A 23,924-nucleotide genomic window follows, 5' to 3' on the forward strand; every position below is an offset into this window, starting at 1 on the left:
TCACACCTCGCGGGCGTCCGCCGTGGCGCTCATGTCGGCGTACCGGCCGCCGGCCACCTGCCCGGCGATCGGCTCCAGCTCGGCCAGCTCCTCCTTGCTCAGCACCAGCCGGGTCGCGCCCAGGTTCTCCTCCAACCGGCTGCGCTTGCGGGTGCCCGGGATCGGCACCACCGCGGTCAGGCCGTGCACCTCGGCCCGCTGCTGCAGCCAGGCCAGCGCGACCTGCGCGGCCGTCGCCCCGCGCTGCTCGGCGATCCGCCGGATCGGGGCGATCAGTTCGGCGTTCCCGGCCGCGTTCTCACCGGTGAACTGCGGCAGGTGGCGCCGGAAGTCGTCGGCGGCCAGCTGCCCGGCGTCGGGGAGCGCGCCGGTCAGGAAGCCCCGGCCCAGCGGCGAGTACGGCACCAGCGCCACACCCAGCTCGGCCGCCGCCGGGACGGCGCTGCGCTCCAGGCCCCGGGCGAAGATCGACCACTCGGACTGCAGGGCCGCGATCGGGTGCACCGCGTGCGCCTCCCGCAGCTCCGGGCCGGTCACCTCGGACAGGCCCAGGTAGCGGACCTTCCCGGCCGCGACCAGCTCGGCCATCGCGCCCACCGACTCGGCCAGCGGCACCTGCGGGTCGCGGCGGTGCATGTAGTAGAGGTCGATCACGTCCACGCCGAGGCGGCGCAGCGAGCCGTCCACCGCCCGGCGGATGTACGCCGGGTCGTTGTTGACGCCGCGGAACTTGGCGTCGTCGGCGCGCCGCTCGATGGCGAACTTGGTGGCCAGCACGACCTGCTCGCGGTGCGCCCGGACGAACGGGCCGATCAGCTCCTCGTTGGCGCCCGAGCCGTAGACGTCGGCGGTGTCGAACAGGGTCACGCCCAGTTCCAGCGCCCGCTCCAGGGTGGCCAGCGCCTCGTCGGTGTCGGTCGGGCCGTAGAACTCGCTCATGCCCATGCAGCCCAGTCCCTGCACGCCCACGATCGGGCCGCCGGTGCCGAGGCGGGTGGTGTCGATGCCGCTCATGCGCTCTTCCTGTCCTGTCCTGAGTGGTTCGCTGTCTCCTCGTCGCCGCCGAACGGGACGCCGGGATCGCCGTAGTGGTCGATCTTCCGGTCGATCACGGCGAGCGTGGCGTGCAGGTCGGCCAGCCGCCGGCGCACTTCCGCGCGGTGCGCGACCAGCAGCTCCCGGCGCTCGTCCCGGGTGCCGTCCCCGGCCCGGGTCAGCTCGACGTACCGCACCATGTCGGCCACCGGCATGCCGGTCAGCCGGAGCTTGGTCAGGAACGCCAGCCGGGCCAGGTCCGCGTCGGTGTACCGGCGCTGCCCGGCGTGCGAGCGGTCCACCGGCTCCAGCAGGCCGATCCGCTCGTACCAGCGCAGCGTGTGCGCGGTCAGGCCGCTGATCGCGGCCACCTCGCTGATCGCGTGGCGCGGCGTCCGGTCCGGTGCGGAGCGCGGGCGGCGGAACGCCTCCTCGCACGCCGACTCCCGGACCGGCCACTGCTCGGACCCTGCCATTGCTACGACCCCCGTCCTCGGCGACGACACCGACGCTACTGAGTTGGAGCGCACTCCAAGCAAGCCTGACACACACCGGCCCGCGGCCCGCCACCGGTCGTTTAGAGTTCCGCCCATGCAGAGCTTGCGGATGATCGAGGACTGGCCGGTACCCCACGCCGCGGCGGCGGTGGTCCGCGGGAGCGACGGCGCGCTGCTGGGCGCGCACGGCCCGCAGGAGCACCTGTTCCCGCTCGCCTCGGTGACCAAGCTGCTCAGCGCGTACGCCGTGCTGGTCGCCGTCGAGGAGGGCGTCTTCGAACTCGACGACCCGGCCGGGCCGGACGGTTCCACCGTCCGCCACCTGCTGGCGCACACCTCCGGCCTGGCGTTCGACGAGCACCGGGTGATGGCCGGGCCCGGCAACCGCCGCCTCTACTCCAACGCCGGGTTCGACGTGCTGGCCGCCGCCCTGGAGGGCGCCTCCGGCATCCCGTTCGCCCAGTACGCGGCCGAGGCGGTCTTCCAGCCGCTCGGCATGCACGCCACCCTGATCAACACCGCCCATCGCGCCCCGGCCGGCGCGGGCGGCCTGTCCACCGCCGCGGACCTGGTCCGCTTCGCCGCCGAGCTGCAGTCCCCCAAGCTGCTCGACCCGGCCACCGTGCGCGCGGCCACCCGCGAGGTCGCCTTCCCCGGCACCAGCGGCGTCCTGCCCGGCTTCGGCCACCGCCGCCCCAACGACTGGGGCCTCGGCTTCGAGATCCGCGACCACAAGGCCCCGCACTGGACGGGCACCGCCAACTCCCCCGCGACCTTCGGCCACTTCGGCCAGTCCGGCACCTTCCTCTGGGTCGACCCCGACGCCGACCTCGCCTGCCTCGCCCTCACCGACCGCGACTTCGGCCCCTGGGCGGCGGAGGTCTGGCCGCAACTCAGCGACGCGGTCCTCGCCGAAGCGCGCTAACACGCCCCCGACGACGCGGAACGAACCACCGCCCCGGACACCGCCGCACCAGACGCCGCTGCGCCAGGCGCCGCTGCGCCAGGCGTTGCTGTGCCAGACGTTGCGAAGCCAGGGGCGCGGGGAACTGCGCGAGCAACCCCGCACCCGCCGCAAGATCGCGGGCAGACATCAACTCACCGCCCTCCTCGCGACCTCGCGGACGCTCACCTGCCGCCGCGCGCAGTTCCCCGCGCCCCTGTCCGCACCGTCCCGCCGTCCCGCTGTCCCTGCCGTCCCGCTAACCGTACTTGACCGGGCTGTGCATCTCCCAGAGCAGCAGTTCGACGCCGTCCCCGCCCGCCGTCGGGTCGGCGAACGCGTCGCCCGTGATCCGGACGGAGTCGCCGGGCCCGGCCGAGCGGCCGCCGCCCTGCGGGCCCGGGACGGTGCGGTAGCCGACCGAGCCGGCGACCACGTGGACGTAGCGGAAGGGCGCGGCGGGGAGTTCGGGCAGCGGCATCCAGGCCGGGGCCCGGACCAGCCAGAGCGCGGCGTCGCCGCGCCGCAGCCGCAGCGCCCGGTCGCCGTCCCGCCCGGAGGCGAGCAGGGTCAGTCCGTCCCCGTCGGGGACGGTGGCGAGTCCGAAGCCGGGCGGGGCGCCGTACGCGTCGGGCTGGAGCCACATCTGGACGAAGGTGACCGGTTCGACGGCCCCGCCGAGGTTGCGTTCGGTGTGGCTGATGCCCGTGCCGGTGGACTGCACCTGGACGGTGCCGGGCCGCACCACGCCGGCGTGGCCCGCGTCGTCGCGGTGAGCGAGGGCGCCGGAGACCACCCAGGTGACGATCTCGGTCTCGCTGTGCCGGTGGGCCGCGTACCCGGCGCCGGGGGCGAGCGTCTCCTCGTTGCAGGCGAGCAGCGCGCCGAAGGAGGTGTTCCTCGGGTCGTAGTGGCCGGCGAACGAGAAGGCGTGCCGGGTGGTGACGCCTTCGGCGGGTTCCGACAGGTAGCGCTCGGCAGTGCGCCGCAGATCGGCCCGGCCGCGCTCCTTCCGGACGGACCCGGACACCGGTTCGACGGGTTCGAATGCCTGCCCGCCCTGGGGCGAAGAATCCACGCTCACGGGCACCACGGTAGCCGGTGTGACGGGTGCCACCGGCCGACATCGGGCCCGGCGTGCACGAGCACCCGTCAGGGTGAGGCAGGCTAGTGCCGTGCCGTCCGCTTCAGCGAAACCCGACAAGCCCTCCGACCGGTCGTCCGGCGAACGCTCCTCCCCGGAGCGGTCCGCCGAACGGGCCCCGGAGAAGAAGCCCGCCAAGCGCGCCGCCGCGCCCGGGCGCCCCGCCGCCGTACCGGGCCGGGGGCGGATGACGGCCGAGGAGCGCCGGCTGGCCGCCGAGCGGGCGGAGTTGCGGGCGGCGACGCTGAAGCGGCTGGAGAAGTCGGCGGGCAAGCTGGCGTCCGCGGCGATCGCCCGGATGGACGACCAGCTGGCCTGGTACCGGCGGATGCCGCCGGAGCACCGCTCGTGGATCGGCCTGGTCGCGCAGGCGGGCATCGCGGCGTTCACCGAGTGGTACCGGCACCCGGAGGCGCCGCAGGCGATCTCCACGGACGTGTTCGGCACCGCCCCGCGGGAGTTGACCCGGGCCATCACGCTGCGGCAGACCGTGGAGCTGATCCGCACCACCATCGAGGTGATGGAGGAGGCCATCGAGGAGGTGGCCGCGCCCGGCGACGAGGCCGGGATGCGCGAGTCGGTGCTGGTCTACGCCCGGGAGATCGCGTTCGCCACCGCCCAGGTGTACGCGCAGGCCGCCGAGGCGCGCGGCGCGTGGGACGCCCGGTTGGAGGCGCTGGTGGTGAACTCGCTGCTGTCCGGCGACGCCGACGAGGGCGTGCTGTCGCGGGCGGCGGCGCTCGGCTGGGGGCAGCCCAGCCAGGTGCGGGTGGTGATGGGCAGCGCCCCGGACGGGGACAGCGAGCTGGTGGTGGAGGCGATCCGGCGGGCCGCCCGGTACGCCAAACTGCACGTGCTGACGGGCGTGCTGGGCCGCCGCCTGGTGGTGGTGGTCGGCGGCGACAAGGAGCCGGTGCACGCGGCCCGGGCGCTGATCGGCCAGTTCGCGCCGGGCCCGGTGGTGGTCGGCCCGACGGTCGGCGACCTGCTCTCGGCGACCCGCTCGGCGCACGCCGCCGCGCAGGGCCTGAAGGCGTGCGCGGCCTGGCCGGACGCGCCGCGCCCGGTGCTGGCCGACGACCTGCTGCCGGAACGGGCGCTGGCGGGCGACGAAGTGGCGCGCCGTCAGTTGGTGGAGGAGATCTACACACCCCTGGAGGAGGCCGGTTCGGCACTCCTGGAGACGCTGAGTGTCTACCTGGAGCAGGCGTCCTCCCTGGAGGGCGCGGCCCGGATGCTCTTCGTCCACCCGAACACCGTGCGCTACCGGCTGCGTCGTGTGACAGACGTCACCGGCTATGCTCCGTCAGACGTACGTTCGGCGTTCACCCTGCGCATCGCCCTTGCTCTGGGGCGTCTCGGTTCCGGATCGGACCAGGGCTGAACGGACTGTAGGGAACCCACAAGCCGACGTGCTTTTCTTCGTCATCGTCGCCTACCCGCCCCCGGGCGTCCGGCGAGAGAGGGTTGAACCGTGCTCGTTATCGTCGCCCCTGGACAGGGTGCCCAGACTCCCGGCTTCCTCAACCCCTGGCTCGAACTGGACGGCGCCGCCGACCGGCTGCGCCGGTGGTCGGCGACGGCCGGGCTCGACCTGGTGCACGCCGGAACCGCGGCCTCCGAGGAGGAGATCAAGGACACCGCCGTCGCCCAGCCGCTGCTGGTGGCCGCCGGACTGGTGACCGCCGCGGCGCTGTTCCCCGAGGGCGTGGCCGGGACGGTCGGCGCGGTGGCGGGCCACAGCGTCGGCGAGATCACCGCCGCGGCGCTGGCCGGGGTGCTCTCCGAGGAGGACGCGCTGGGCTTCGTCCGCGAGCGCAGCCTGGGCATGGCCGAGGCCGCCGCGGCGACCGCGACCGGCATGACCGCGGTGCTCGGCGGCGACCCGGAGGAGGTCGCCGCGAAGCTCGCCGAGCACGGCGTGACCCCGGCGAACAACAACGGCGGCGGCCAGATCGTCGCGGCCGGCACGCTGGAGCAGTTGGCCGCACTGAAGGCGGACCCGCCGGCCGGCGCGCGGCTGATCCCGCTGAAGGTCGCGGGCGCGTTCCACACCGCGCACATGGCCCCGGGCGTGGCGCGGCTGGAGAAGCTGGCGCCGACCCTGACCGCCGCGGACCCGGCCCTCGCGTACGTCTCGAACCGGGACGGCGAGGTGGTCGGCTCCGGCGCCGAGGTGCTGGCCCGCCTGGTCGCACAGGTCTCCCACCCGGTCCGCTGGGACCTGTGCATGGAGACCCTGCAGCAGCTCGGCGCGACCGCCGTGATCGAGCTGTCCCCCGCCGGGACGCTCACCAACCTGGTCAAGCGCAACGTCAAGGGTGTCGCCACGCTGGCCCTGAAGACCCCCGCCGATCTCGACAAGGCCCGCGCCCTCGTGGCCGAGCACGGCGGCCAGGAGGAGAGCGCATGAGCGCGACCATCAAGCCGGCCACCGGCGCCCAGTACTCCCGCATCCACGGCGTGGGCGGCTACCGGCCGACCCGGGTGATCCCCAACTCCGAGGTGCTGAACTGGATCGACTCCTCGGACGAGTGGATCCGCACCCGCTCCGGGATCGCCGAGCGCCGCTGGGCCGGGCCGGAGGAGAGCGTCGCCGAGATGTCGGTGCAGGCGGCCGGCAAGGCCGTCGCGATGGCCGGCATCCGCCCGGAGCAGATCGGCGGCGTCATCGTCGCCACCGTCTCGCACCTGAAGCAGACCCCGGCGATCGCCACCGAGATCGCCCAGCGGCTCGGCTGCGGCACCGCCCCGGCGTTCGACATCTCGGCCGCCTGCGCGGGCTTCGGCTACGGCCTGAGCCTGGCCGACGGCATGGTGCGCGGCGGCAGCGCCGAGTACGTGCTGGTGATCGGCGTGGAGCGGCTGTCCGACCTGACCGACGTGACCGACCGGTCGACCGCGTTCATCTTCGGCGACGGCGCGGGCGCCGCGATCGTCGGCCCCTCCGACACCCCCGGCATCGGCCGGGTGATCTGGGGCTCGGACGGCTCGCAGGCCGACGTGATCTCGCAGACCCAGGCCTGGGACACCGCGTTCGCCAAGCCGGACGCGGTCAACGGGCCCGGCGAGGAGGCGAAGTGGCCGGCCCTGCGGATGGAGGGCCAGACGGTCTTCCGCTGGGCCGTGTACGACATGGCGAAGGTCGCCGAGCAGGCCCTGGAGGCCGCCGGGATCACCGCCGACCAGCTCGGCGCGTTCATCCCGCACCAGGCCAACATGCGGATCATCGACGCCATGGTCAAGAAGCTGGACCTGCCCCCGAGCGTCCCGGTGGCCCGCGACATCGCGGAGACCGGCAACACCTCCGCCGCCTCCATTCCGCTCGCCATGGAGCGGATGCTGGAGCGCGGCGAGGCCAAGAGCGGCGACCTGGCGCTGATCATCGGCTTCGGGGCCGGTCTGGTCTACGCCGCCGCAGTCGTTACGCTCCCCTAGGCGTTCTTCCCCCGCCCCCCCTGGAAACCCGCGTCGGTCCGCCGGACCGCACGCTGTCAACACCGAGAAGGAGCAGCCGATATGGCTACCCGCGAAGAGGTTCTCGAAGGTCTCGCCGAGATCGTGAACGAGATCGCCGGCATCCCGGTCGAGGACGTCGCGCTCGACAAGTCCTTCACCGACGACCTGGACGTCGACTCGCTGTCCATGGTCGAGGTCGTCGTCGCCGCCGAGGAGCGCTTCGGCGCGAAGATCCCGGACGACGAGGTCAAGAACCTCAAGACCGTCGGCGACGCGGTGGACTTCATCGTCGCCAACGTCTGACCTGCCGTCAGGCTCCCGGTCGGGGCGCGCCGGCCGCGCCCCGACCGGTCCCCCTCCCACCGGCCTCCCGGCCTCCCCCAGATGTGAGAGAAGAAGAAACCAGTGACTGCTGAAAACCGCACCGTGGTCGTCACGGGTATCGGCGCCTTCACGCCGCTGGGCGGCGACGCCGCCACTTTCTGGGAGGGGCTGCTGGCCGGCAAGTCCGGGGTCCGCGCCCTCACCGAGGACTGGGCGGCCGAGCTGCCGGTGCGGATCGCCGCCCGGGTGGCCGTCGAGCCCGGTGAGATCCTGCCCCGTCCGCTGGCCCGCAAGCTGGACCGCTCGGCCCAGTTCGCGCTGATCGCCGCCCGCGAGGCGTGGAAGGACGCGGGCTACCAGGCCCCGGCCACCGACGACGCCAACCCGCTGGCCCCCGAGCGCCTGGGCGCGGTCATCGCCTCCGGCATCGGCGGCGTCACCACCCTGCTCGACCAGTACGACGTGCTCAAGGAGCAGGGCGTCCGCAAGGTCTCCCCGCACACCGTCCCGATGCTGATGCCCAACTCCCCGGCGGCCAACGTCGGCCTGGAGGTCGGCGCCCGCGCGGGCGTGCACACCCCCGTCTCCGCCTGCGCCTCCGGTGCCGAGGCGATCGGCTACGCGATCGAGATGATCCGCACCGGCCGCGCCGACGTGGTCGTGGCCGGCGGCACCGAGGCCGCGGTGCACCCGCTGCCGATCGTCGCCTTCTCCAACATGATGGCGATGTCCAAGAACAACGACGACCCGCAGCACGCCTCCCGTCCGTACGACAAGGCCCGCGACGGCTTCGTGCTCGGCGAGGGCGCGGGCGTGATCGTGCTGGAGTCCGCGGAGCACGCCGCCGCCCGCGGCGCCCGGGTCTACTGCGAGGCCGTCGGCCAGGGCCTGTCCTCGGACGCCCACCACATCGCCCAGCCCGAGCCGACCGGCGCCGGCGTGGCCCGCGCCATCGACGACCTGTTCGCCCGCAACGAGCTGGACAAGTCCGAGGTGGTGCACGTCAACGCGCACGCCACCTCGACCCCGCAGGGCGACACCGCCGAGATCAAGGCGCTGCGCCGCACCCTGGGCGAGCACCTCGACCACGTGGCGATCTCCGCCACCAAGTCGATGACCGGCCACCTACTGGGCGGCGCCGGCGGCATCGAGACCGTCGCCACCGTGCTGGCCCTGTACCACCGGATCGCGCCGCCGACCGTGAACGTGGTCGACCTGGACGACGACATCGACGCCGACATCGTCCGCGACGAGGCCCGCAAGCTGCCGGTCGAGGGCCGGATCGCCGCCCTCAACAACTCCTTCGGCTTCGGCGGCCACAACGTGGTGCTGGCCTTCCGCACCGTCTGACGACGGTACGTCGCACTGCCCGCGAGGGGGGTGCGGGGGTTCACTCCCCCGCACCCCCTCGACGCGTCACACCACCTGGTGCAGCCAGCGCACGGGCGCGCCCTCGCCCGCGTACCGGAACGGCTCCAGTTCGTCGTCCCAGGGCTTGCCGAGCAGCTTGGCGATCTCCGCCTCCAGGTCGCCGCCCTCGCTGCGGGCGCGCAGCAGCACGGCGCGCAGCCGGTCCTCGGGGATCAGGATGTCGCCGTGGAGGCCCGTGACGGCGTGGAAGATGCCGAGCGCGGGCGTGGAGGAGTACCGCTCGCCCTCCGCCGTGGCGCAGGGCTCGCTGGTCACCTCGTAGCGCATCAGCTGCCAGCCGCGCAGCGCGGAGGCGAGCTTGGAGGCGGTGCCGGGCTCTCCCTGCCAGGAGAGTTCGGACCGCCAGTGGCCGGCCGCGGCGGGCTGCCTGATCCAGTCGAGGTTGACCCGCACGCCGAGCACGCCCGCGACCGCCCACTCGACGTGCGGGCACAGCGCGCGGGGCGCGGAGTGGATGTAGAGCACACCACGTGTCGTCACCGGGACCTCCTGGCTGTGGACGAGGGTCGCCTTCCCCAGCTGCCTCGCTCCGTCACCGGCGGGTCCTGCATCAGTGGCTACCCCGGGGAGCTCAACTTATTCGACATTAGGTCATCAAATCGAGCAAAACGGACAAGCTTTCACCCCATGCTAGTCGGTCCGCCCGGGAGGTCTACCCCCGCAGCGCCCAGCTCCCCGAACGGCCGCACGCGCACGCCCCCGCCGGGGATCGCGCTCCGGCGGGGGCGTGCTGACGGTGCGGCAGCCGACGCGGCGTCAGGCGCCGACCTTGACCACCATCTTTCCGGTGTTGGCGCCGCGCAGCATGCCGAGGAAGGCGTCGACGGCGTTCTCCACGCCCTCGACCACGGTCTCGTCGGAGCGCAGCGCGCCCTCCCGCAGCCAGCCGCCGACCTCGGCGAGGAACTGCCCGCGCAGCGCGGCGTGGTCGCCGACGATCATGCCCTGCAGGCGCAGCCGCTTGCCGATGGCGAGCGCCAGGTTGCGCGGGCCGGCGGGGGCGGCGGTGTCGTTGTACTGGGCGATGGCGCCGCACAGGGTGACCCGGCCGTGCAGGTTGAGCGCGCCGATCGCGGCCTCCAGGTGCTCGCCGCCGACGTTGTCGAAGTACACGTCGATGCCCTCGGGGGCGGCCGCGGCCAGCTGCTCGGCGACCGGGCCGGCCTTGTAGTCGAAGGCCGCGTCGAAGCCGTAGTGCTCGACCAGGGCGGCGACCTTCGCGGGCGAGCCGGCCGAGCCGACGACCCGCTCGGCGCCCTTGAGCCGGGCGATCTGCCCGACCAGCGAGCCGACCGCGCCGGCCGCGCCGGAGACGAACACGGTGTCGCCCTCCTTGAACGAGGCGACCTCCAGCAGCCCGGCGTACGCGGTCAGGCCCGGCATGCCCAGGACGCCCAGGTAGGCGGAGAGCGGGGCGAGCTCCGGGTCCACCTTGACGGCGTGCGCGGCGTCCAGCGTCGCGTACTCGCGCCAGCCGAGCCCGTGCAGCACCGCGTCGCCGACCGCGAAGCCCTCGGCTTCCGAGGCGACCACGTACCCGACCGCGCCGCCGTCCATCGGCGCGCCGAGCGCGTACGGCGGGACGTAGGACTTCACGTCGTTCATCCGGCCGCGCATGTAAGGGTCGACCGAGAGGTAGGCGTTGCGCACCGTGATCCGGCCGGGTTCGGGCCGCCGGACCGGGGCCTCGACCAGGGCGAAGTCGCCGGGCACGGGCCAGCCCTGCGGGCGGGCGGCCAGGTGCCACTCGCGGCCGGTGGCGGGGAGGGCGTCCTGCTCCGTCATCATTTACTCCTCAGGGTGAAATATTCACTGGCTAAAGCAATCGTGAGGATGAAAGGTTCACGTTGTCAAATGTTCAGCTAGACTCGGAAGCATGGAGCAGCAGCAGGAGGAGCAGGCCATGACGGCGGAGCGGACCCCGGCCGCCGACCCGATCACGCTGGAGGTCGTCGACCTGATGGCACGCCTGGTCGGGCTCTTCCACCGCGAGTACGAGGAGGCCGCGGCCGCCCGCTCGCTCACCGGCGCCCAGGCCAAGGTGCTGGCCCTGCTCCGGCGCGGGCCGATGCCGATGCGGCACATCGCCCAGACCCTCTCCTGCGAGCCGTCCAACATCACCGGAATCGTCGACCGGCTGGAGGGCCGCGGCTTCGTCACCCGCGAGTCCGACCCGCAGGACCGCCGGGTCAAGCTGGTGGTCGCCACCGAGGCCGGCCGCTCCGCCTCCACCGAACTGCGCGAGTCGCTGAACTTCGCCCGCGAGCCGCTGGCCGCCCTCGACGGCGACGAGCGCGCGCAACTGCGCGACCTGCTGCGGCGGATGCTCGACTCCACGTCCGGCACCGCCCCCGGCCCGGCCTCCGCGCCCGGCCCCGCCTCCCCCGGCGGCCGGGCGGGCTGAGCCCGCCGGGGGTCGCCGGACCCTCCTGCCGATGCTCCCCCTGCCGTTCCTCCCCGCGCCCGGACGACACCGCTGACCTGGCCGGTTCCGGCGGATCGAAGAAATTCTCGAAAAAGATGGTTCGCGTGTAACCATTCCGTTCGCCGAACCGTCCAAGTAGTGACGAGTGCCGATCCGCAGTGCGGCGGATCAGCCGAGTGCCTTCCCTCGGGTACCAGTTGCCGCTGCGCGCAGAGAGACCGCCGACCGATGACCGACGCCACGCCGAAGGCCGCCCCGACCCGTTCCCGCGGCCGCCGAATAGCCCGGGGGCTCGGCGCCACCGCTGCCGCGCTCGTCGTCGCCGCGGCCGGTGCCGGTGCCTGGTACTACCAGCGGCTGGACCGCAACATCACGACCTTCGCGCCCGAGGGCATCGCCTCCAGCCGCCCCCCGGTCGCCACGCCCGCGCCCACCGGCGGACGCCCGGTCAACATCCTGCTGCTCGGTTCCGACACCCGCGAGGACGGCAACAGCTCGCTGGGCGGCGGCGACGAGGGCGTGGGCCACTCCGACACCGCGATCCTGCTGCACGTGTACGCCGATCACAAGCACGCCGTCGGTGTGTCGATACCGCGCGACACCCTGGTCACCGTCCCGCCCTGCCTGCTGCCGGACGGCAAGTGGAGCCCGCAGCGGACCAACCAGATGTTCAACTCGGCCTTCACCATCGGCGAGTTCAAGGCCGGCAACCCGGCCTGCACGCAGAACACCGTCGAGGCACTGACCGGCCTGCGGGTCGACCACACCCTGGTGGTCGACTTCAAGGGCTTCGCCGCCATCACCAGCGCCGTCGGCGGCGTGGACGTCTGCGTCCCCAACGACGTGGACTCGTACGGCATCCACCTCACCAAGGGCCGGCAGACCGTCTCCGGGCAGCAGGCCGTGGACTACGTCCGGGCCCGGCACGGCCTCGGCGACAGCTCCGACATCGGCCGGATGCTCCGCCAACAGGCCTTCATGTCCTCGCTGATCAAGAAGGTGCAGGGCGAGGGCTTCGACCTGACCACCCTGCTGCCGCTGGCCGACGCCGCCACCAAGTCGCTGACCGTCGACCCCGAACTCGGCTCCCCCTACAAGCTCGCCGAGTTCGCCCAGTCCCTCCAGGACATCCAGCTCTCCGACATCCAGTTCGTCACCCTCCCCTGGCGCTTCCAGGGCGCCCGCGTCGCCGTGGTCGAACCCGACGCGAGCATCCTGTGGGGCCTGCTGCGCCAGGACCGCACCCTCGACGGCCACCCCACCGGCGGGGCCGGCGCGAGCGCGAGCCCCGGCACGGGGGTGGGGGTGAGCGCGAGCCCCGGCGCGAGCGGCGAGCCGAGCCCTGGCGCGTCCCCCTCCGCCACTGCGACGGCCACCGGTGGCGTGGCGCTGAACGTGCCCGTCACCGTGCACAACGCCGCCAAGACGGCCGGGCTGGCCGGCCGCACCGCGCTCTCGCTGCGCGGCAGCGGCTACACCGACATCACCATCGGCGCCAATACCCCGACCCGCCGCACCACCCTGATCGAGTACGCCCCCTCCCTGCGGTCCGCCGCCGAACAGCTCGCCCGGCTCTACCCCGGCGCCGAACTGCGCAGCAGCCCCGTCGACGGCATCGTCCTCACCCTGGGCCAGGACCGCGCCGACACCCTCGGCGGGCCCGACGCCGCCGACCCGGACGGCAGCGCCGGCACCGGCGGCATCGGCGGTACCGGTGGCACCGGCGGTACCGGCAGCAGCGCCTCGCCCAGCGCCCTGCCCACCGCCATCCCGTCCGGCATCACCGACAACACCCGCCCCGCCGACACCGACCTCTGCAGCGACCTTAACTTCGGCTGACCGGCCGCCTGCTCGCCCGTCCGCTGCCCGTCCGCTGCCCGTCCGTTCCCGAGGCCCGATCCGGGGACTGGGCGGGCGGGCCCTGATCGTGTCACCCCGCTGCCCTACCCCGCCGCACGCCCTCACGGCGCCGGGTCGGGAACCCCCGTCACCACCACCGTCACCCGGCGCCCCCGCAACTCGCCCGCCCGCAGCAGTCCGTACGCCGCCCACAGCGCCTTCGCCACGTACCGGCGCTCCACCGGCACCCCGTACGCGGCCTCGAACCAGCCGGCGAATCGTTCCAGCTCCGGGGGCACCCGCCCGTAGCCGCCGCCGTGCCAGCCGTGGACCAGCCGCCAGTTGGCGAACTCCCGCCCGTAGCCGGACCGGTGCAGCGCCGTCACCTCGTCCTCCAGGTAGCCCTCCCCGCGCAGCACCGCCACCCCGAGCGCCTGCGGCCCCGCCGGCAGCCCCGCCGCGATCCCGGCCAGCGTGCCACCGGTGCCGACCGCGCAGCACACCACATCCCGCGAGCCGAAGTCCGTTAGCTGGTCGGTGAGTTCACCGGCGATCACCGCGGCACCGCGCACGGCAAGGCCGTTGGAGCCGCCCTCGGGCAGCACGTAGTACCCCGCCCGCCGCTCAGCCCGACCGCCCGCCACCGCCCGGTAGACGGAACGCTCGACGAACTCCAGCACCATCCCGTCCCGTTCGGCCCGCGCCAGCGACCAGTTGCGCGGCTGCCCGGCGAGTTCCGCCCCGCGGATCACCCCGACACTGGCCAACCCGAGCCCGCCCGCAGCCGCCGCCACCGCCCGCACGTGCGTGGAGTACGCCCCGCCGTAGGTGAGCAGCCCCCGGGCTCCCTCCGCGACCGCCCGCTCCAGGTTCGGCGCGAGCTTGCGCCACTTGTTGCCGGGCACCGTCGGATGCGCCAGGTCGTCCCGCTTGAGCCACAACTCCGCGCCCGCGGCGGTGAACTCCGGATCGTCGATCGGCATCAACGGCGTGGGCAGGACAGCGGCGGAAAGCATCCGCCCACCCTAGAGCCTGCCTCCCGGCAGCCCACCGGAGCGCCGCCCGGCGGTCCGGCACCGCCCGGCACCCTTCGCCGTCCGGCGGCCGGACCTCATCCGCCCTCCACCGCTCCACCTCTCTCCCGCCGGGTACCGCTCGACCGCTCGATCCTGTCCCGCTCTCCCTCCGCTGCTCCCCCTCGCCGACTGCCGGACCGTCAGAGCACCGCCACCCCCAGTGGTCGGTGGCCGGCCTGCACCCGGTGGGTGGCGCCGCTGTCGAGGTCGACCAGGGTGATTCCGTCCCAGGAGCCGTCCCGGGTGAAGCCCCCGGTGACGTAGGCCGTGCGTCCGTCCGCCGAGAGCGCCACGTTCTCGTGCGGGATGCCGAGTGGGTAGATCCGTTCGCTGCCGTCGGGGTTGCGGACCGTCAGGCTGGGGCCCCGGTCGTCCTTGGTGATCGGGCCGGAGCCGACCACCAGCAGGCGTCCGTCCGGAGCGATGGTGACGCCGTGCTGATGGGTGTCGGCGGTCATCGGCTCGATGGCGACCCGGCCGGTGGCCGGGTCGACCACGGCGAGGCGCTCGCCCTCGAAGGGGAGCAGCAGTCTGCCGTCGCCCGGCCGGACCGCCGCGTAGTGCGGTTTCAGCCAGGAGCCGAGCCCGCCCTCGGTGCCGTAGGGCGCGACCTGGACCCGGCGGGTGGCCAGGCCGTCCGCCGCGACCACCGTCACGTCGAAGGAGTCGTGGCCGGTCGCGTAGACCTCCCTCCCGTCCGGCGAGACGTCGACGTCGAAGGGGCGCCGACCGATCGGGGCCACGCCGGTGACCTCGCCCTTCGCGGTGTCGATGACCTCCAGCACGCCGTCGCCTCCCGGTATGTTCACGCCGACGTACAGCCGGGTGCCGTCGGGCGACAGGGCCAGACCCATGCCACCGCCCCGGTACTCGCCCGTACCCGCGGGCCCGGCCCAGCTGCGATACGGGATGCTCCGGAGCAGCGTGCGCGCCCGGGTGTCGATCTCGGCGACGCCCTCCGCGGTGCTCACCCAGGCCCGCCCGTCCGGCCCGACCGCCACCGCGTACGGCGCCGTGCCGATCCGCACCGAGCCGACCGCTCCGCGCGCCGGGTCGACGAAGGTCGCGGTGTCGGCCCCGAAGTCGGCCACCAGCAGCGTCCCGGCCGGGGTCGGCGCCGCGTCGGCCGATCGCGCGGCGGCGGCGGGGGCGGGCGCGGCGTGGGCTCCGGCCGCACCGTCGCCGTCCGGGTCGGCGCAGCCGGCCAGCAGGAGGGCCAGGACCGGCACGGCCGCCAGCAGCAGCCGCAGCAGTGGGCCGGTGCGACCGGTACCGCCGGTACCGCCGGTACCGCAGGTGCGGCAGGTGCGGCAGGTGCGGCAGGTGCGGCAGGTGCGAACGGTACGGCAGGTGCGCCTGCGGCGGGTGGTCATCATCCGGTTCCTCCGTTCTCCCGTTCGTTCCGGGCTCCGGCCCGGGTCCCGGCCCGAGTTTCGGCTCCGGGCCCGGCCTCGGCCTCGGCCTTCCGGAGCAGTTCGGCGAGGACGCCGAAACCGCGCCGTTCGGCGTGCCGCAGCGGGGTCACGCCGTCGGTGTCAGCGAGCCCCGGGTCCGCGCCCGCGGCGAGCAGCAGCCGGACGACCTCGGCATGCGCGCTGCCGCCGTCGCCGAGGATCACGGCCTCCAGCAGGGCCGTCCAGCCCAGTCGGTTGACGTGGTCGACGTCGATGTCGGTCTCCGCCAGCACGGCCCGCACGTAGGCGACGTGGCCGCGCTCGGCGGCGGGTATCAGGCTCACCCCGCCGAACCGGTTGGTCAGCCCGAAGTCCGGCCCGGCGGGCAGCAGGGCGCGCATCATCGGCACGCTGCCGGTGACGCCGGTGACCAGCCAGGGGCTGTCCTCCCGCTCGTCCTGCGCGTCCGGGTCCGCCCCGGCGGCGACCAGCAGTTCGGCGACGGGTACCCGGCCGGCGAGCGCCGCCAGCAGCAGCGGCGTCCGCCCGTGCGAATCGCGGGCCTCCGGGTCGGCGCCCGCCGCGAGGGCGGCCCGGGCGGCGTCGAGATCGCCGGTGTGCGCGGCGGTGAGCAGGCGTTGGTCGTGGGCGGTGATCACGGTCCTCCTCCTGAGGAGCGGCAGGTACGGCACGGAGCGCCTCAACAGATGCGGGGCGGCGGGTGGGGGCGGGGCAGTCGACGTCCTGACTCCATATTTGCCCCGCCCCCGGCCCCACTTCGTCGGCGAACCGGCTCGACCCGGCGAGCGTTCCGGTGGACCCCCGCATCATCCGATCGGTCGATGCGCAGCCGCGTCCGTCCACATCGCCGCAGCTCAGCGCCTCGGAGCCCGCCGGAGGAGCCCGTGGCCGGTCGAGCCACCCGACACCCGGTCAGGGAGTCTCCCCGCGCGGCCCGGACGGCTTCCGGACCCGGGCCCGCGGGATACCCAGGGAATGGCGAGTCCCTTCCGCTCGGAGTCCGGCCCACGGCCCCGGGCGCTGGTCGGCGGGGGCCGGAAACGGCGAGGCCCGCGGGTCCCAGAGGGCCGCGGGCCTCGTCAGCGTTTCGCCGGTTGTCTCACTAGCGGGTGAACTTCGGCGCGGAAGAGGCCGCGCAGCGGGTCGATGCTCTAAAGTTTGCGTGGCACGTCAGGCGTTTCGCCTGGTCAGGGGACCCCACCGGCTGACTGTCCGTCAGCGGCCGAGGTAGGGCGGGTGGGACTCGAACCCACGACCAAGGGATTATGAGTCCCCTGCTCTAACCGGCTGAGCTACCGCCCCCCGACTCGACCCGCCGGGGCCGACGATGCGGTCCTGGCAGCAGCAGACGGCCCCTCAGGGCCGCCCCCGGCAGCATAGCCGGTCGATCACCCGTGGTGCGCGCCGGGGGCGCATCCGAGTAGGGCCGGTCCGCCACCCCTCCACGCCGCCGGACCTGCCCCGGCAGCGGGCCACGCCCGCCCGGCCCGGTGCCCCGGGCCACCCCGTCGACACCCGGCGCAGCGGAGCTGCCCGGGGCTGCGGACGGCGCCGGCGGAACGGCGATGACGGACCGTCCGGTGGCAGGTGATGCTCGACCGTCGGATCGGCCCGAGCACGAGCACGAGCGGGAACGGGAACGGCGCGGGCGGCGGCCCCGACCCCGGCCGCCACCGGGTACGGCCTATCCGCGATCGCCCGGCTGCCGCGTCCTCCCCTCGTCCTGGCGACGCGGCGGCGGCCAGGACCTGGACGCGGTCTTCGCCACCACCCGGCCGCAGGACGGATGGCAGGTGCGGGAGTGAGGGAAGCGCCGGGCGGCAACCGGCCCGGCACCGACCGGGGCTGCACCTCGGCGGTGAGGGCCACCCGACACCCGGACAGAGCCCCGCCCGGCCGTGGATCGCCCGAAGTCCCACGCCGGTGCCGTGGTCGGCGCGACCAGCGCGATCAGCGGCTACCGGGGGGCGGCAACACCGCCGACACCTCCTGCCGCAACTGCTGCGGTGGCCGGGGCCGAACGCTCCACCAGCAGGCGGCCGACGGCTCGTGACGCCGCGTCGGGCCCCGCCCGGGTGCCGGGAGGACGGCCGCCGGGCCTCGGTTGCCCGGTCCGTGCGGCCCCTGGTAGATCTTGCTGGGACCACCCGCCCGGCATCCCGGGCGGGCCGCCGAGCGGAAGGGAGCGACGGTGTCGCGCACCTCCCCGGACCCGGCGCGTTCCCGGCCGCGGCCGTCGGCGCGCTGGCGCTGCTGCTGGCCGCGACCGCGGCCGGTTGCGGCTCCGCCGAGCAGGCCGGCGACGGGCAGCAGGGGCAGGCCGTCGCCCGTCCCGCCGCCGCCGGTCCGGCCGCCGACCGGGTCGGCGCGCTGTTCGTCGGCGGCCCCGACGGCGCCCGCGCCTGCACCGCCGGGGTGGTGCACAGCCCAGGCCGGAACCTGCTGGTCACCGCCGCCCACTGCGCGGCCCCCGGCGGCGTCCGGACCGACGGCCTGGTGTTCGTCCCCGGCTACCGGGACGGCCGGGCCCCGCACGGGACGTGGCCGGTCACCGAGGTGACCGTCGACCCGGCCTGGGAGGCCGGGCAGGACGAGGACCACGATGTCGCCTTCCTGGCCGTCGGGGCGCTCGACGGCGAGCAGGTCGAGGACGCGGTGGGCGCCGACGCGCTCGCCGTCGGCCTCGGCTCCGGGCTGGACGTCACCGTCACCGGCTACCCCAACGAGGACGAGGCCCCGATCACCTGCCGGGCCCGCACCTCCTCGTACGGCGCCACCCAGCAGCGCTTCGACTGCGCCGGGTTCACCAACGGCACCAGCGGCAGCCCGTGGGTCACCGACGCGGGCCAGGTGGTCGGGGTGATAGGGGGCCACCAGGAGGGCGGGATCAGCCCGGACACCTCGTACAGCGTGGCCTTCGACGCGCACGTCACCGACCTGTACCGCCGGGCCTCCGGCTGAGCCGGGGCGGGCTCCGGGAGTCCGCTCCGGCGACGGCCGGACCGGACTCCCGGCCGGGAAACACAAGGGCCCCTCGGCATCGCCGAAGGGCCCTCGCTCTGTACCGATCACCGCGACTTCCGGTGAAGCTCCCCCAATTGGACTCGAACCAATAACCTGCCGATTAACAGTCGGCTGCTCTGCCAATTGAGCTATGGGGGACCGCGCTCCTCCAATTGGACTCGAACCAATAACCTGCCGATTAACAGTCGGCTGCTCTGCCAATTGAGCTATGGAGGATCGTGCTTCCGCCTCGCCCACCCCGGTCTCCGGATCGCTCCGGGGCCCACGGTGCTCGCTGCGGGACATACATTAGCGCACTCAGGGGGGTGTTCCGCCAATCGCTTTGCCCGGCCCGCCCGCCCGCCCCGGGGCCGCCCGCTCCCCCGCCCCGGGGCCGCCCGCGCCCCGCCCGGTCCGGCGCGCCCCGCGCGCGCCCCGCGGTGCGGACGGGGATGCTGGTGCACGGCGGCTCCGGCCGACCCGGACCCGCCACCGGAAGGGTGGTTCACGGCCCGGCCGGACGGGTAGACGCGGCACACAATCGCGCGGCGACGAAGGGTGGAACCAGGGCATGTGGAAGGTGTCGTTGTTGGTGGGTCTCGGGATCGGGTACGTCCTCGGCACCCGGGCCGGGCGCGAGCGCTACGAACAGCTGGCCGGCGCGGCCCGGCACGTGCGGGACAACCCGCGGGTGCAGGACGCGGCGGAGAAGGCCAAGCAGCAGGCCGGCGCGGTGGCCGGGAAGGCCGCCGGGGCGGTCGCCGACAAGGTCGGCGAGAAGCTGCCGAACGCGCTGACCGAGCGCGTGCCGTACTTCGCCAAGCAGCACGGCGAGGACGACGGCTGGGGCACCGTACGCCCCTGAGCCGGGGAGCCCCACTGAGCCGGGGAGCCCCGCTGAGCTGGGGCGGACGGTCGCCGGACGGGGTGGTTCCGGTACCGACTGGGCAACACTTGCGGCAGTCGGTCCCGCCCCGGCCGTCGACTGCGGCATGATCTCGGCATGGCCATCGTCGCGGGCATCGACAGCTCCACCACTCGCACCCGGATCGTCGCGTGCGACGCCGACACCGGCGCCGTGCTGCGGCAGGGCCGGGCTCCGCACCCGCTGCCGGAGGGCGAGGACGCCAGAAGCACCGAGGTCGACCCGCAGAACTGGCTGCACTCGCTGGGCGACGCCGCCGCCGGGGCCTGCTGGAGGGGGTCCGGGCGATCGGGGTCTCCGCCCAGCAGCACGGGCTGATCGGGCTGGACGCGGGCGGCGTGCTGGTGCGCCCGGCCCTGCTGTGGAACGACCCCCGCTCGGCGGGTTCGGCGGCCGCGCTGCTGGACGCGCTGGGCGGCCCGCAGCCCTGGGTGGAGGCGATCGGCGCGGTGCCGGGCCCCACGTACACCATCGCCAAGCTGCGCTGGTTGGCCGAGTTCGAACCGGTGTCGGCGCAGCGGATCGCCGAGGTGCTGCTGCCGCACGACTGGCTGGTCTCCCAGCTGCTGGGCGGGGCCCGGCGGCGCACCACGGACCGCGGCGACGCCTCCGGCACCGGCTACTGGTCGCCGATCACCGGCGAGTACCGGCAGGACCTGGTCAAGCTGGCGCTCGGCCACGAGCTGAACCTCCCGGACGTGCTCGGCCCGGCCGAGCCCGCCGGGCACACCCCCGAGGGGCTGCTGATCTCGGCCGGCACCGGGGAGAACATGGCCGCTTCGCTGGGCCTCGGGCTGGGCCCGGGCGACGCGGTGGTGTCGCTGGGCGGCAACGGCACGATCTTCGCGGTGCACGACCGGGCGGTGGTCGACCCGTCCGGCCTGGTCTCCTCGTTCGCGGACGCCACCGGCCGGCACCTGCCGATGGTGGCCACCCTGAACGCCGCGCAGGTGCTGCGCTCCACCGCCGCGATGCTCGGCACCGACCCGGCGGGCCTGTCCGAACTGGCCCTGCAGTCCTCGCCCGGCGCGTACGGGATGGTCTTCCTGCCCTACCTGGACGGCGAGCGGACCCCGAAGCTGCCGCACGCGGCGGGCACCCTGACCGGGCTGCGGGCCGAGTCGATGGCGCCGCAGCACGTGGCGCGGGCCGCCGTCGAGGGCATGCTGTGCAACCTGGCGGAGGCGCTGGACGTGCTGCGCGGGCACGGGGTGGCGGTGAACCGGGTGTTCCTGCTGGGGACGGCCGGGCGGCTGCCCGCCGTGCAGCAGATCGCGCCGCAGCTGTTCGGCCTGCCCGTGGTGGTGCCCCCGCCGGGCGGCGACCACGCGGCGCGCGGAGCGGCCCGGCAGGCCGCCTGGGCGCTCGCCGGGACGCCCGAGCCCCCGCACTGGGAGCTGCCCGACCTCACCGTGCTCGCCCCCGACCAGGAGCACGACCTGGCGGTCGGCGGCGCGGTGCGCCAGCAGTTCGCGGCGGTGCGCGAGCAGTACCACCCGGAGACCGCCGCCTCCTGACCCGCCCCGGCCGCGCTTCGACCCCGCCGCGGGCGGGACGTGCGCGGGCGGACGTGCGCGGGTGGCGGGCCGGTGCCACCGTGGAGGTTCCACGAGTGGAGGGACGGTTCGCCATGGCGCTGCACAAGGGACAGGGCGAGGACGACCGCACACTGCCGGTCAGCCCGCTGCACGCGCTGACCGACCCGCTGGGCGCGATGCAGCTGGCACCGGCGCTGCACCAACTGCCCCGGGTGCCGATCCCGCCGGACGTCGCCTACCAGTTGATCCACGACGAGCTGATGCTGGACGGCAACGCCAAGCTCAACCTGGCGACCTTCGTCACCACCCAGATGGACGAGCACGCGGACCGGCTGATGGCCGAGTGCTCCGACAAGAACATGATCGACAAGGACGAGTACCCGCAGACCGCCGAACTGGAGCGGCGCTGCGTGGCGATCCTCGCCGACCTGTGGCACGCGCCCGACCCGTCGGCCGCGGTGGGCTGCTCGACCACCGGCTCCAGCGAGGCGTGCATGCTCGCCGGGATGGCGCTCAAGCGGCGCTGGACGACCCGCCACGCCGACCGGTACGCCGCCGGGGCCCGGCCGAACCTGGTGATGGGCGTCAACGTGCAGGTCTGCTGGGAGAAGTTCTGCAACTTCTGGGAGGTCGAGGCGCGACTCGTCCCGATGGCGGGCGACCGCTTCCACCTGAGCGCCGAGGAGGCGGTGGCGCACTGCGACGAGAACACCATCGGCGTGGTCGGCATCCTCGGCTCCACCTTCGACGGCTCGTACGAGCCGATCGCCGAGATCTGCGCCGCCCTGGACGCGTTCCAGCAGCGCACTGGGCTGGACGTGCCGGTGCACGTGGACGGGGCGTCGGGCGGCATGGTGGCGCCGTTCCTGGACCCGGAGCTGGTCTGGGACTTCCGGCTGCCCCGGGTGGCCTCGATCAACACCAGCGGGCACAAGTACGGGCTGGTGTACCCGGGGGTCGGCTGGGCGCTGTGGCGGGACGGGGCGGCGCTGCCCGAGGAGCTGGTGTTCAAGGTCAACTACCTGGGCGGCGAGATGCCGACCTTCGCGCTCAACTTCTCCCGGCCGGGCGCCGAGGTGGTCGCCCAGTACTACGCGTTCCTGCGGCTCGGGTTCGGCGGGTACCACGCGATCCAGCAGGCCTGCCGGGACGTCGCCGGGTACCTGGCCGAGGAGATCGCCGGGCTCGGGCCGTTCCGGATGATCACCAGGGGCGACCAGCTGCCGGTGTTCGCGTTCACCACCGTCGACGACTGCCCGTTCGACGTGTTCGACGTCTCGCGGCGGCTGCGCGAACGCGGCTGGCAGGTGCCCGCGTACACCTTCCCGGAGGGGCGGACCGACCTGGCGGTGCTGCGGGTGGTGTGCCGCAACGGGTTCACCCGGGACCTGGCGGACCTGCTGCTGGCCGACCTGCGGCGGCTGCTGCCCGAGCTGGAGCGCCAGCCCGCGCCGCTCAGCGCGCTGGGAATGCCGCCGCGCAGCGGGTTCCACCACTGAGACCCGCGGCCCGGCCCGGTCCTGCTCGAAGCGGGGTGCGGGTGCGGGTGCGCGTCCGCTCGACGGCTCGTCGGCGCTGTGGCGCGGCCGGGCCGTCGGGCGTCAGTCGAGGTAGCCGCGGAGCTGGTCGGCGAAGGCGTGGTCGCGGAGCTTGCCGAGCGTCTTCGCCTCGATCTGGCGGATTCGCTCCCGGGTCACCCCGAACAGGTGGCCGATCTCCTCCAGGGTGCGGGGGCGGCCGTCGTCGAGGCCGTAGCGGAGCTGGACCACCTGGCGCTCGCGCTCGCCGAGGGTGGCCAGCACCGCCTCCAGGTGCTCGCGCAGCAGCAGGAAGGCGGCGCTCTCCGCCGGGGAGGCGGCGTCGGCGTCCTCGATCAGGTCGCCGAGGGCGATGTCGTCCTCCGCGCCGACCGGGGTGTGCAGGGAGACCGGCTCCTGGGCCAGCCGGCGGATCTCCCGGACCCGCTCCGGCGACAGTTGCAGCGCCGCCCCGACCTCGGCGGCGGTCGGCTCCACGCCGTGCTCCTGCAGCATCGAGCGCTGCACCCGCAGCACCCGGTTGATCAGCTCCACGACGTGCACCGGCACCCGGATGGTGCGGGCCTGGTCGGCGAGGGCGCGGCTCATCGCCTGGCGGATCCACCAGGTGGCGTAGGTGGAGAACTTGTAGCCGCGCGCGTAGTCGAACTTCTCCACCGCCCGGATCAGGCCCAGGTTCCCCTCCTGGACCAGGTCGAGCAGGGTCAGGCCGCGACCGACGTGGCGCTTGGCGACCGAGACGACCAGCCGCAGGTTGGCCTCGATCAGGCGGCGCTTGGCGATCCGGCCCAGCACCACCAGCCGGTCCAGGTCGCCGAGCAGGCGCTCGTCGGCGTCCGGGACGCGGTTCAGCGCCTCCTCCGCGAACAGGCCGGCCTCGATGGCGCGGGCCAGCTCCACCTCCTCGACGGCGGTGAGCAGCCTGATCCGGCCGATCTCGCGCAGGTACTGGCGCAGCAGGTCGGCGGCCGGGCCGGTGCCCTCGTCCAGCGCGGGTTCCGGCGGCTCGTCGGCGAGTTCCTCGACGGCGGGCTCCTCGAGGGCGGGCTCACCGGCGGCGGGCTCCTCGGGGAGGAGGCCGTCAGCGGTCGGGGTGGGTTCCTCGTCGGTGGAGCCGGTGTCCGGGTCGGGGGCGGGCACGATGGTGAGCTCGGGGCCGGGCGGGCCGGGCTGGGGCGGGATCGCGGCGTCCCGGGCTGGGGCGGTCTGGGCCGGGCGGGCAACGGAAAGCTCCACGGGCATCCCTCCAGGGGCCGCGCGCGGCATGGGGGTTGCCGCGCCACACCCGAGGGGATACCCAGCGCGGCGGGCCCGGGCACCTGCGAGCGGCCG

20 protein-coding genes, 3 tRNA genes and 1 pseudogene are annotated in these 23,924 nt (G+C 74.4%); 12 read left to right on the top strand and 12 right to left on the bottom strand.

What is annotated here, in order from left to right:
• Positions 1–1,014: an aldo/keto reductase gene (locus tag QMQ26_RS11470; protein WP_100836046.1), complete on the bottom strand. Its 1,014-nt coding sequence runs from the start codon at positions 1,012–1,014 to the stop codon at positions 1–3.
• On the bottom strand, positions 1,011–1,511 hold the full coding sequence (locus QMQ26_RS11475; RefSeq protein WP_282205643.1) for a MerR family transcriptional regulator: 501 nt from the start codon (positions 1,509–1,511) through the stop codon (positions 1,011–1,013). The genes QMQ26_RS11470 and QMQ26_RS11475 overlap by 4 nt, the downstream gene beginning before the upstream one ends.
• A gap of 115 nt (positions 1,512–1,626) precedes the next feature.
• On the opposite strand from QMQ26_RS11475, the gene QMQ26_RS11480 reads away from it, so the two are divergent.
• Positions 1,627–2,457 carry a serine hydrolase domain-containing protein gene (locus tag QMQ26_RS11480; protein WP_282205644.1) on the top strand — a complete coding sequence of 277 codons (831 nt, stop codon included), beginning with the start codon at positions 1,627–1,629 and terminating at the stop codon, positions 2,455–2,457.
• A gap of 277 nt (positions 2,458–2,734) precedes the next feature.
• On the opposite strand, the gene QMQ26_RS11485 is transcribed toward QMQ26_RS11480, so the two are convergent.
• Positions 2,735–3,553, bottom strand: coding sequence for a pirin family protein (locus QMQ26_RS11485; RefSeq protein ID WP_282205645.1), 819 nt, complete (start codon positions 3,551–3,553; stop codon positions 2,735–2,737).
• Positions 3,554–3,806: 253 nt separating this feature from the next.
• On the opposite strand from QMQ26_RS11485, the gene QMQ26_RS11490 reads away from it, so the two are divergent.
• From QMQ26_RS11490 to fabF, 5 genes are all read left to right on the top strand, one after another.
• A complete protein-coding gene (locus tag QMQ26_RS11490; protein WP_051055798.1) occupies positions 3,807–5,003 on the top strand; it encodes a PucR family transcriptional regulator in 1,197 nt (398 codons plus the stop codon).
• A 90-nt stretch (positions 5,004–5,093) separates the two neighbouring features.
• A complete protein-coding gene (locus tag QMQ26_RS11495) occupies positions 5,094–6,032 on the top strand; it encodes an ACP S-malonyltransferase (protein WP_100836050.1) in 939 nt (312 codons plus the stop codon).
• Positions 6,029–7,057, top strand: a complete 1,029-nt coding sequence (locus QMQ26_RS11500) for a beta-ketoacyl-ACP synthase III (RefSeq protein ID WP_100836051.1) — start codon at positions 6,029–6,031, stop codon at positions 7,055–7,057. Before QMQ26_RS11495 ends, QMQ26_RS11500 begins: the two co-directional genes overlap by 4 nt.
• Positions 7,058–7,138: 81 nt before the next feature.
• On the top strand, positions 7,139–7,381 hold the full coding sequence (locus tag QMQ26_RS11505) for an acyl carrier protein (protein WP_033222346.1): 243 nt from the start codon (positions 7,139–7,141) through the stop codon (positions 7,379–7,381).
• A gap of 102 nt (positions 7,382–7,483) precedes the next feature.
• Complete coding sequence (fabF, locus tag QMQ26_RS11510; RefSeq protein ID WP_282205646.1) at positions 7,484–8,752, top strand: beta-ketoacyl-ACP synthase II; 1,269 nt, start codon at positions 7,484–7,486, stop codon at positions 8,750–8,752.
• A gap of 66 nt (positions 8,753–8,818) precedes the next feature.
• Here the strand turns inward: fabF and QMQ26_RS11515 are convergent, their stop codons facing one another.
• A complete protein-coding gene (locus tag QMQ26_RS11515; RefSeq protein WP_100836053.1) occupies positions 8,819–9,313 on the bottom strand; it encodes a DUF3145 domain-containing protein in 495 nt (164 codons plus the stop codon).
• Positions 9,314–9,589: 276 nt separating this feature from the next.
• A complete protein-coding gene (locus QMQ26_RS11520) occupies positions 9,590–10,618 on the bottom strand; it encodes an NADP-dependent oxidoreductase (RefSeq protein ID WP_282205647.1) in 1,029 nt (342 codons plus the stop codon).
• A gap of 91 nt (positions 10,619–10,709) precedes the next feature.
• Here QMQ26_RS11520 and QMQ26_RS11525 point away from each other — a divergent pair, with 91 nt between their 5' ends.
• A complete protein-coding gene (locus QMQ26_RS11525) occupies positions 10,710–11,237 on the top strand; it encodes a MarR family winged helix-turn-helix transcriptional regulator (protein WP_100836055.1) in 528 nt (175 codons plus the stop codon).
• A 249-nt stretch (positions 11,238–11,486) separates the two neighbouring features.
• Positions 11,487–13,097, top strand: a complete 1,611-nt coding sequence (locus QMQ26_RS11530; RefSeq protein WP_282205648.1) for an LCP family protein — start codon at positions 11,487–11,489, stop codon at positions 13,095–13,097.
• A 122-nt stretch (positions 13,098–13,219) separates the two neighbouring features.
• On the opposite strand, the gene QMQ26_RS11535 is transcribed toward QMQ26_RS11530, so the two are convergent.
• The 4 genes from QMQ26_RS11535 to QMQ26_RS11550 all read right to left on the bottom strand — a co-directional run bounded on the left by QMQ26_RS11535 (position 13,220) and on the right by QMQ26_RS11550 (position 16,890).
• The gene (locus tag QMQ26_RS11535; protein WP_282205649.1) at positions 13,220–14,113 is read right to left on the bottom strand and encodes a 1-aminocyclopropane-1-carboxylate deaminase/D-cysteine desulfhydrase; all 894 of its coding nucleotides are present in this window, start codon (positions 14,111–14,113) and stop codon (positions 13,220–13,222) included.
• A gap of 200 nt (positions 14,114–14,313) precedes the next feature.
• Entirely contained in the window at positions 14,314–15,546 is a 1,233-nt protein-coding gene (locus QMQ26_RS11540) for a YncE family protein (protein WP_282205650.1), read from the bottom strand.
• Entirely contained in the window at positions 15,546–16,223 is a 678-nt protein-coding gene (locus QMQ26_RS11545) for an ankyrin repeat domain-containing protein (RefSeq protein WP_282206494.1), read from the bottom strand. The genes QMQ26_RS11540 and QMQ26_RS11545 overlap by 1 nt, the downstream gene beginning before the upstream one ends.
• 593 nt (positions 16,224–16,816) lie before the next feature.
• A tRNA-Ile gene (locus QMQ26_RS11550) sits at positions 16,817–16,890 on the bottom strand.
• 813 nt (positions 16,891–17,703) lie between these two features.
• Between QMQ26_RS11550 and QMQ26_RS11555 the strand changes: the two genes are divergently transcribed.
• A complete protein-coding gene (locus QMQ26_RS11555) occupies positions 17,704–18,549 on the top strand; it encodes a trypsin-like serine peptidase (RefSeq protein WP_282205651.1) in 846 nt (281 codons plus the stop codon).
• A gap of 128 nt (positions 18,550–18,677) precedes the next feature.
• On the opposite strand, the gene QMQ26_RS11560 is transcribed toward QMQ26_RS11555, so the two are convergent.
• Positions 18,678–18,750, bottom strand: a tRNA-Asn gene (locus QMQ26_RS11560).
• Positions 18,751–18,755: 5 nt separating this feature from the next.
• A tRNA-Asn gene (locus QMQ26_RS11565) sits at positions 18,756–18,828 on the bottom strand.
• A 334-nt stretch (positions 18,829–19,162) separates the two neighbouring features.
• Between QMQ26_RS11565 and QMQ26_RS11570 the strand changes: the two genes are divergently transcribed.
• The 3 genes and pseudogenes from QMQ26_RS11570 (at position 19,163) to QMQ26_RS11580 (ending at position 22,553) form a co-directional block, all read left to right on the top strand.
• A complete protein-coding gene (locus tag QMQ26_RS11570) occupies positions 19,163–19,456 on the top strand; it encodes a hypothetical protein (RefSeq protein ID WP_100836058.1) in 294 nt (97 codons plus the stop codon).
• A 138-nt stretch (positions 19,457–19,594) separates the two neighbouring features.
• Positions 19,595–21,033: pseudogene (locus tag QMQ26_RS11575) on the top strand (FGGY family carbohydrate kinase).
• 113 nt (positions 21,034–21,146) lie between these two features.
• A complete protein-coding gene (locus QMQ26_RS11580; protein ID WP_100838460.1) occupies positions 21,147–22,553 on the top strand; it encodes a glutamate decarboxylase in 1,407 nt (468 codons plus the stop codon).
• A gap of 102 nt (positions 22,554–22,655) precedes the next feature.
• Here QMQ26_RS11580 and QMQ26_RS11585 read toward each other — a convergent pair whose 3' ends face one another.
• Complete coding sequence (locus QMQ26_RS11585) at positions 22,656–23,834, bottom strand: RNA polymerase sigma factor (RefSeq protein WP_282205652.1); 1,179 nt, start codon at positions 23,832–23,834, stop codon at positions 22,656–22,658.
• Positions 23,835–23,924: the final 90 nt, after the last annotated feature.

It is taken from the genome of Kitasatospora fiedleri (genome assembly GCF_948472415.1).
In the GTDB taxonomy this organism is placed as follows: Bacteria; Actinomycetota; Actinomycetes; order Streptomycetales; family Streptomycetaceae; genus Kitasatospora; species Kitasatospora fiedleri.